The sequence below is a fragment of the Stenotrophomonas sp. SPM genome, assembly GCF_003105135.1.
In the GTDB taxonomy this organism is placed as follows: Bacteria; Pseudomonadota; Gammaproteobacteria; order Xanthomonadales; family Xanthomonadaceae; genus Stenotrophomonas.
In genome coordinates this window covers 1-8,201 of record NZ_QETL01000142.1, presented here as the reverse complement: position 1 = coordinate 8,201, position 8,201 = coordinate 1, and the positions used below count along the sequence as shown (strand labels likewise).

10 protein-coding genes are annotated in these 8,201 nt (G+C 66.6%); 7 read left to right on the top strand and 3 right to left on the bottom strand.

The genetic code is table 11. The features are described from left to right. Positions 1-195 precede the first annotated feature (195 nt). Positions 196-735, bottom strand: a complete 540-nt coding sequence (locus tag DCO49_RS18645) for a Smr/MutS family protein (protein WP_108768465.1) — start codon at positions 733-735, stop codon at positions 196-198. Positions 736-944: 209 nt separating this feature from the next. Between DCO49_RS18645 and surE the strand changes: the two genes are divergently transcribed. Genes surE through DCO49_RS18625 form a run of 4 tightly spaced genes read left to right on the top strand, consistent with a single transcriptional unit; the run spans position 945 to position 3,820 of the window. After that, the gene (surE, locus tag DCO49_RS18640) at positions 945-1,724 is read left to right on the top strand and encodes a 5'/3'-nucleotidase SurE (protein WP_108768466.1); all 780 of its coding nucleotides are present in this window, start codon (positions 945-947) and stop codon (positions 1,722-1,724) included. Then, complete coding sequence (locus DCO49_RS18635; protein WP_116865261.1) at positions 1,721-2,398, top strand: protein-L-isoaspartate(D-aspartate) O-methyltransferase; 678 nt, start codon at positions 1,721-1,723, stop codon at positions 2,396-2,398. The genes surE and DCO49_RS18635 overlap by 4 nt, the downstream gene beginning before the upstream one ends. Before the next feature lie 19 nt (positions 2,399-2,417). Further along, positions 2,418-3,032 (top strand): YqaA family protein, encoded by a 615-nt coding sequence (locus DCO49_RS18630; protein WP_108768468.1) that lies wholly within the window; start codon positions 2,418-2,420, stop codon positions 3,030-3,032. Continuing rightward, positions 3,029-3,820, top strand: coding sequence for a peptidoglycan DD-metalloendopeptidase family protein (locus DCO49_RS18625; RefSeq protein WP_116865260.1), 792 nt, complete (start codon positions 3,029-3,031; stop codon positions 3,818-3,820). The genes DCO49_RS18630 and DCO49_RS18625 overlap by 4 nt, the downstream gene beginning before the upstream one ends. A gap of 317 nt (positions 3,821-4,137) precedes the next feature. Here DCO49_RS18625 and DCO49_RS18620 read toward each other — a convergent pair whose 3' ends face one another. Both DCO49_RS18620 and yhbY read right to left on the bottom strand, forming a co-directional pair. Beyond that, positions 4,138-4,512: an Mth938-like domain-containing protein gene (locus DCO49_RS18620; protein WP_116865259.1), complete on the bottom strand. Its 375-nt coding sequence runs from the start codon at positions 4,510-4,512 to the stop codon at positions 4,138-4,140. Between the two features lie 13 nt (positions 4,513-4,525). Continuing rightward, positions 4,526-4,831, bottom strand: coding sequence for a ribosome assembly RNA-binding protein YhbY (yhbY, locus tag DCO49_RS18615; protein ID WP_116865258.1), 306 nt, complete (start codon positions 4,829-4,831; stop codon positions 4,526-4,528). Between the two features lie 65 nt (positions 4,832-4,896). On the opposite strand from yhbY, the gene rlmE reads away from it, so the two are divergent. From rlmE to DCO49_RS18600, 3 genes are all read left to right on the top strand, one after another. Then, the gene (gene rlmE, locus DCO49_RS18610) at positions 4,897-5,529 is read left to right on the top strand and encodes a 23S rRNA (uridine(2552)-2'-O)-methyltransferase RlmE (protein ID WP_008265654.1); all 633 of its coding nucleotides are present in this window, start codon (positions 4,897-4,899) and stop codon (positions 5,527-5,529) included. Between the two features lie 65 nt (positions 5,530-5,594). Beyond that, on the top strand, positions 5,595-7,532 hold the full coding sequence (gene ftsH, locus DCO49_RS18605; RefSeq protein ID WP_165835756.1) for an ATP-dependent zinc metalloprotease FtsH: 1,938 nt from the start codon (positions 5,595-5,597) through the stop codon (positions 7,530-7,532). Positions 7,533-7,634: 102 nt separating this feature from the next. Then, the gene (locus DCO49_RS18600; RefSeq protein ID WP_108768472.1) at positions 7,635-7,823 is read left to right on the top strand and encodes a hypothetical protein; all 189 of its coding nucleotides are present in this window, start codon (positions 7,635-7,637) and stop codon (positions 7,821-7,823) included. Positions 7,824-8,201: the final 378 nt, after the last annotated feature.

Below are 8,201 nucleotides of genomic sequence, written 5' to 3'. Positions count from 1 at the left end.
TTTTATGATTGTTCATCCGGGCTCTTTGGGGGCTGGAACGGTGTGGTAACCACCATTTTCCAAAGATGTCCCGGATGAACAACGTACAGAGAGATCACAGTTAGTCGACCATCGCGCGCACCGCGGGGTTCTGGCGAGGTGCCGCACAAGGCAGTCGACCAACCTTCGACTCTACCGGGTCGGTCGCCGGGTTCGTCAACGCCGCGCCAGCAGCACCAGCACTGCGCCAGTGCCGCCCTGGCCGGTCGGTGCCGAGTGGAACGCGAGCACGTCGTTGCGCAGCCGCAGCAGGCGGTCGACCAGGTTCTTCAGCACCGGCGCGCCGCCATCGGACTGCAGGCCCTTGCCGTGGATGATGCGCACGCAGCCGTACTCGTGCGCGTGCGCTTCCAGCAGGAACTGGCGCAGCAGCGTTTCGGCCTGCGCGGCCGTGGCGCCGTGCAGGTCCAGTTCGTCCTGTACCGAATACTGGCCGCGCTTCAGGCGCTGGAACATCCGCGGCGGCAGGTTGTCGCGGCGGTAGCTGGCAGTGTCGCCGGCTTCCAGCGGGCTGCTGTCGCGCAGCAGGCGGGCGAACTCGCCCGCGGCCTCGGCTTCGTCGCGTTCGGCCATGCGTGCGCGCGGCTTCGGTTTCGGCGCGGACGGTGCCGGCTCGACCTCCTTGCGCAGCGGCTTCACTTCGCCGATGGCCGAGCGGAACAGGGCGGCCGGATCTTCATCTTCAGGGTGCGACATGCGCACAGGGTAAACCGCCCGCGCGGGTCTGCCTATGTCGATTCGATGACGCGCATCACCACTGGCAGGGTAGGACCGGCGGCCCGCTTGCGGCACAATACCCGACGCACTTGCGCGATCGCCGGTTCCCGACAGGGGCGCGGCCGGTCCCGCCCACGCGACAAGGTGACGGAATCGAATTCTTGGAAAATCAAGCGGTTAAATCGAAGATGCGCATCCTGGTCAGTAACGATGATGGCGTCGACGCCGCAGGCATCCGGATGCTTGCCGCCGTGCTGCGCGAGGCCGGCCATGAAGTGACGGTGGTCGCACCCGACCGCGATCGTTCCGGTGCCAGCAATTCGTTGACGCTGGACCTGCCGATCCGGCTCAAGCGCATCGACCACTACACCGTCTCGGTGGCCGGCACCCCGACCGACTGCGTGCACCTGGCGCTGACCGGCCTGCTCGAATTCGAGCCCGACATTGTCGTTTCCGGCATCAACAACGCCGCCAACCTTGGCGATGACGTCATCTATTCGGGCACCGTCTCGGCCGCGATGGAAGGTCGCTTCCTTGGCCTGCCGGCGGTGGCCGTGTCGCTGGTCACCCGCAACCACGACCCAAAGCACTTCGAGACCGCCGCGCGTGCCGCGGTGGAGATCGTCGCCCGGCTGAAGGCCGATCCGCTGCCGGCCGACACCATCCTCAACGTCAACGTGCCCGACCTGCCGTGGAATGAGGTCAAGGGCTTCGAAGTGACCCGCCTGGGCAACCGCCATCGTGCCGAAGGCTGCATCGCGCAGAAGGACCCGCGCGGCAACGAGGTGTACTGGATCGGCCCGGCCGGCCGCGAGCAGGATTCCGGTCCCGGCACCGACTTCCATGCGGTGCGCACCGGCCATATCTCGATCACCCCCATCCAGGTCGACCTGACCCGCTACCAGGCACTGGAGAAGGTGGCCAGCTGGGTCGGCGGCCTCAGCGCCGCGCTGGATCAGCCGGCATGAGCCCGCGCCTGCGCCTGCAACCGGAAGCCGTCGGCATCGGCATGACTTCGCAGCGCGTGCGCGACCGCCTGGTCGACCGCCTGCGCGAAGCCGGCATCGTCGACGAGTCCACGCTGAACGCGATCCGGGTGGTGCCGCGCCATCTGTTCATCGACGAGGCCCTGGCCTCGCGCGCCTACGAAGACACCGCGCTGCCGATCGGCCATGGCCAGACCATCTCGCAGCCGTGGGTGGTGGCGCGGATGACCGAAGCGGTGCTGCAGGTCGCGCCGAAGACGGTGCTGGAAGTGGGCACCGGTTCGGGCTACCAGGCCGCCGTGCTGGGCGCCGTGGGCCTGGAGGTCTACACCGTCGAGCGCATCGGCGATCTGCTGCGGCAGGCGCGCAAGCGCTTCCGCGCGCTGGGCATGAACATCCGCACCAAGCATGACGACGGCCGGGTCGGCTGGGCCGAGCACGGTCCCTTCGATGCGGTGGTGGTGACTGCCGCGGCACCGGCCCTGGTCGATGCCCTGGTCGAGCAGCTGGCGGTCGGCGGGCGCCTGGTGGCGCCGGTGGGCGGCCCGGGCGGGCAGTCGCTGGTGCAGCTGGACCGCAGGGAAGACGGCAGCATCGAACAACGCGTGCTGGCACCGGTCACGTTCGTGCCGCTGCTGTCTGGCATGCTCGATTGAATCCACGGAGCAGGGTTGCATGAAGATTTTCGGGCCGCTGTACGAGCGTGCGATGAAGTGGGCGGCGCACGAACGCGCGCCAACCTACCTGACGGTATTGAGTTTCTTCGAGGCCATCATCTTCCCGGTCATGCCGGAAGTGATGCTGGCGCCGATGTGCGTGGCCCAGCCCAAGCGCGGCTGGTGGTTCGCCACGCTCAGCCTGGCCGGCTCCATGGTCGGTGCGGTGGTCGGCTACGCGCTGGGTCATTTCGCGTTCGAAGCGATCAAGCCGCTGTTCGAGGCGCTGGGCATGCTGCCGGCCATCGAGCAGGGCATCGCCACGGTGCAGGCCAAGATGGCCGAGTCGCCGTGGGCGGTGTTCACCTTCCTGGTGCTGGGCGGCTTCATGCCCATCCCGATGAAGGTCTTCACGTGGGCTTCGGGTATCGTCGGCGTGCCGATGCCACAGTACCTGCTGAGCATGTTGATCGGCCGCGGCAAGCGCGTGTACGTGCTGGCTGCGGTCATCCGCATCGGCGGTGCGCGTGCCGAAGCGGCGTTGCGTCGCTGGATTGAACCGCTGGGCTGGATCGCCACCGTACTGGTGGTGGGGCTGGTTGCCTGGCTTGTATGGAGGTCGAAGTTCGCATGAGTGCAGATCGTCTGAGCAAGGGAGTGCGCATCGGCGCGCTGGCGTTGCTGGTATCCACCCTGGCCGCCTGTGGCACCGCCACCGTCGTCCGCCCCGGCGGCAGCAGCGGTGGCAGTACTGTCAGCACGCCGAAGGCCTCGGTGCCCAAGCCTGGGCAGACCGTGGTCGTGCGCAAGGGAGACACGATCTATGCGCTGGCCCGCATCCATGACATCACTCCGGCGGACCTGATCGCCTGGAACCGCCTGGACAACCCGTCGCAGATCTATCCGGGCCAGGTGATCCGCCTGTACCCGGCCGGTGCCACCGGCGGCCGCGCGCCGACCACGGTGGTGACCCCGCCGCGCGGCAGAACAGGCACGACCACCCCGGCACCTTCGCCGGTGGCGACGGCCCCGGTCGGCCCGGTGAAGAGCAACATCGACTGGCGCTGGCCGGCCGATGGCGCGATCGTCGGCCGCTACGTGGCCGGTGACGCTACCAAGCAGGGCGTGGACATCGCCGGCACCAGCGGCGCCGCCGTGCGCGCCACCGCCAACGGCGTGGTGGTGTATTCCGGTGCCGGCCTGGTCGGCTACGGCGAGCTGATCATCATCAAGCACAGCGACCAGTGGCTGTCGGCCTATGGCCACAACCGCAAGCGCCTGGTCAACGAAGGGCAGAACGTCAAGGCGGGCGAGCAGATCGCCGAGATGGGCCGTACCGGCGCCAACCGCGACATGCTGCACTTCGAGATCCGCTACAACGGCAAGCCGGTCGACCCGCAGCAATATCTGCCGGCACGTTGATGGGGTAGCGCCGGGCCACGCCCGGCGGGCTTTGCGCCGCGATGCGGCGCCGCCCGAGCATCGGCTCGGGCGCTACAGACAACCTGCAATCCTTCAACTGTAGAGCCGAGCCCACGCTCGGCTGCTTTTCGCGGGCAAACAACAACGCCCGAGCATCGGCTCGGGCGCTACAGACAACCTGCAATCCTTCACCTGTAGAGCCGAGCCCACGCTCGGCTGCTTTTCGCGGGCAAACAACAACGCCCGAGCATCGGCTCGGGCGCTACAGACAACCTGCAATCCAGGGTGGCGCCGGGCCACGCCCGGCGGCTCTTGCCTCAACCTTCCAGAATGAAGGCGGCGGCGACCTTGCGGCCTTCGCCGGCAAGAATGTTGAACGTGCGCGCGGCGGCCGGGTTGTTCATCACTTCCAGGCCGATGCCACGCGACAGGCAGGCGGCCATCACCGCGGCCGGCGGAAACACCTGGCGGTCGCCGGTGCCCAGGACGATCAGCGCCGGATTCAGCGCAAGAATCGCTTCGATGTCGGCCAGCTGCAGGTTCGCAGCCTGGCGCACCGGCCACTGCGCGACCAGTTGGTCGGGGGTCAGGAAGAAGCTCTGCCCCAGCACCTGGTCGTTGACCTTGGCCGAGCGGCCGTCGGCAGCGCGCAGGCTGTAGGCGTAATCGGGCGGTTCGTGGTTCAGCTGCATGGGGGCAGGGCGATCAGCCGCGCGGCAGCACGATCTGGCGCTGTTCCTTGCTCGGGCGGTACAGCACGGCAACGTGGCCGATGCGTTGCACCAGCGCCGCCTCGGTGGCTTCGACGATCTCGGCGATCGTCGCGTCACGGGCGTCACGGTCCTCGGCGGCAACCTTCACCTTGACCAGTTCGTGGCGTTCCAGGACTTCGTTCAGCTCGGCGATGAAGGCCGGCGTGATGCCCTTGCCGCCGGTCTGCAGCAGGGCCTTGAGGTCGTGGGCGTGGCCGCGCAGGAAACGGGTCTGGGAGGCGGTCAGTGCGATGGACATGCAGGAAAAGGGGGTTGAATGGGACGATCAGGGTATCATGACGACCCCATCAGCCCCTATTTCCAATGGCCACCCGTAGCAAAAGCAGCCAGCGCTGGCTCAAGGAACACTTCTCCGACCCCTTCGTGAAGAAGGCGCAGGCCGAAGGCATGCGCTCGCGCGCGGCCTACAAGCTCGAGGAGCTCCTCGAACGTGACCGGTTGCTGAAGCCGCACATGGTGGTCGTCGACCTCGGCGCGGCCCCGGGCGGCTGGTCTCAGCAGGTGCGGAGACAGATTGGCGACACCGGCCGCGTGCTCGCACTGGACATCCTGGACATGCCGCCGCTGGCCGGCGTGGAGTTCCTTCACGGTGACTTCAGGGAAGAAACCGTCCTATCTCAGTTTGAAGCCATGCTCGGGGATCAGCCGGTAGACCTTGTGCTGTCGGACATGGCCCCCAATAAGAGTGGTGTGGGCGCGGTCGACCAGCCGCGGATGATGCACTTGGCCGAGCTTGCGCTGGACTTCGCCGACAACCACCTCAAGACCGGTGGGGCGTTCCTGATCAAGCTGTTCCAGGGTGAAGGCTTTGACGACTACGTGCGCGAGATGCGCCGCCGGTACGACAAGGTCTCCATCCGCAAGCCGGAAGCATCGCGCAAGCGCTCGCCCGAGGTGTATGCCTTGGGACAGGGAAAACGCGCCCACATGAAGTAAGCTCGCCGAGTACGCTCGACCCCAACGCAAGACCCGCACTAAGAGGAACGCCGGAGCCAATGAGGATGAACGACTTGACCAAGAACCTCCTGCTATGGGTGGTCGTCGCCGTCGTGCTGATGGTGGTCTTCCAGAGCTTCTCGCCGAAGTCCTCCGGGGCCGGGGCGCAGGGCGCGACGTATTCGCAGTTCCTGGACCAGGTGGACAGCGGCAACGTGCAGAAGGTCACCTTCGGTGGCGATTCGCGCGGACTGACCAACCAGCTGACCTACACCACCCGTGGCGGCCAGACGGCCACCATCGCCGCGCCGGCTGATCGCGACCTGATCAACGTGCTGCGCACCAAGAACGTGGACATCGTGCAGGAAGAGCCGTCCAGCGGCATTTCCTTCGCGGCCATCCTGATGAACTTCCTGCCGGTCATCCTGATCATCGGCTTCTGGCTGTTCATCATGCGCCAGATGCAGGGCGGTGGCGGCGGCGCCAAGGGCGCGATGTCCTTCGGCAAGTCGCGCGCCAAGCTGCAGGGCGAGGACCAGATCAAGGTCACCTTCGCCGATGTCGCCGGCTGCGACGAGGCCAAGGAAGAAGTGGGCGAACTGGTCGACTTCCTGCGCGACCCGTCCAAGTTCACCAAGCTGGGCGGCAAGATCCCGCGCGGCGTGCTGATGGTGGGCCCGCCGGGTACCGGCAAGACGCTGCTGGCCAAGGCCATCGCCGGCGAAGCCAAGGTGCCGTTCTTCTCGATCTCCGGTTCGGACTTCGTGGAAATGTTCGTCGGCGTCGGCGCCAGCCGCGTCCGCGACATGTTCGAGCAGGCCAAGAAGCACGCGCCGTGCATCATCTTCATCGACGAAATCGACGCCGTCGGTCGCCACCGTGGCGCCGGCCTGGGCGGCGGTCATGACGAGCGCGAGCAGACCCTGAACCAGCTGCTGGTCGAAATGGACGGCTTCGAGGGTGGTGAGGGCGTGATCGTCATCGCCGCGACCAACCGCCCGGACGTGCTGGACCCGGCGCTGCTGCGCCCGGGCCGTTTCGACCGCCAGGTCGTGGTCGGCCTGCCGGATGTCAAGGGCCGCGAGCACATCCTGAAGGTGCACATGCGCAAGCTGCCGCTGGCCGACGACGTCGAGCCGATGGTGATCGCGCGTGGTACCCCGGGCTTCTCCGGCGCCGACCTGGCCAACCTCTGCAACGAGGCCGCCCTGTTCGCCGCACGTGGCAACGAGAAGGAAGTCCGCATGGACCACTTCGACCGTGCCCGCGACAAGATCCTGATGGGTGCCGAGCGCCGCTCGATGGCCATGAGCGAGGAAGAGAAGACCCTGACCGCCTACCACGAGGCCGGCCACGCCATCGTCGGTCGCCTGGTGCCCGAGCATGACCCGGTCTACAAGGTCACGATCATTCCGCGCGGTCGTGCGCTGGGCGTGACCATGTACCTGCCGGAAGGCGACAAGTACTCGATGAACCGCGTGGCGATCAAGTCGCAGCTGTGCTCGCTGTACGGCGGCCGCGTGGCCGAGGAGCTGATCTTCGGCGCCGACAAGGTCACCACCGGTGCGTCCAACGACATCGAGCGTGCCACCAAGATGGCCCGCAACATGGTTACCAAGTGGGGCCTGTCCGACCAGCTCGGTCCGATCGCCTATGGCGAAGAGGATGACGAGGTGTTCCTGGGCCGTTCGGTCACCCAGCACAAGAGCGTGTCCAACGACACCGCGCGCCGCATCGACGAGGAAGTGCGCAACATCCTCGACGAGGCCTACGCACGCACCACCGAGCTGATGACGGCCAACCTGGACAAGCTGCACGCGATGTCGCAGCTGCTGCTGCAGTACGAGACCATCGACGCGCCGCAGATCGACGCCATCATGGAAGGCCGCGATCCGCCGCCGCCGGCGGGCTGGAACAAGTCCAACAAGGACGGTAGTGGTAACGACAAGGGCGGCGACGCCCGTCCGCTGCCGCCGATCGCCGGGCCGGCCGAGTCGCACTGACGGCCCGCCATTGCTGATCGCAGACGAGGCCGGGGAAACCCGGCCTCGTTGTTTCCGGGCCGCGAGGCCCGATTGAATTCACCGCCTTACGCTGGAGCCTGCATGTCCGTTCCCCCGCCGCAACCGATCTCCCATACCGTTGAAATGGTCATCGCGACCATCGTCGGTGTCGCCGTGGGCCTGAGCGTGGACAACCTGCTGCTGGGCTGCGGTGTCGGCATCGCCGTCGGCATCCTGCTGAGCATCATCAAGACGCTGTACGTGGACCGGAAGCGCCGCCGGCAGCGTTGAGGGTTTTCTCTTGGCAGGGCTGCGCCCTGCACCTGCAGAAGCAACGTCAACGTCAACGTCAAAAGCTGGCATTCCGTGGGATGGCGGGGTGGTGTGGGTGGTCAGGACACGCCGTAAACCCATCCTTGGGGGCTCGTAGGCGCCATCCATGGCGCCTGCGGTCCTGCCCACCCACACCGCCCCACCTCTGACAGATTCCCGCGACTGTTGCAACCTGCTGTTGGTGGGTGCCGACCGTTGGTCGGCACATCTGTCGGATATCGGATAAATCATCCACGCATGGCGTGGATCTACTGGTAACGGCGGCTGTTGGCAGGTGTCGACCGTTGGTCGACACATCTTTCAGATATCGATACCCCCCCGTGCCGACCAACGGTC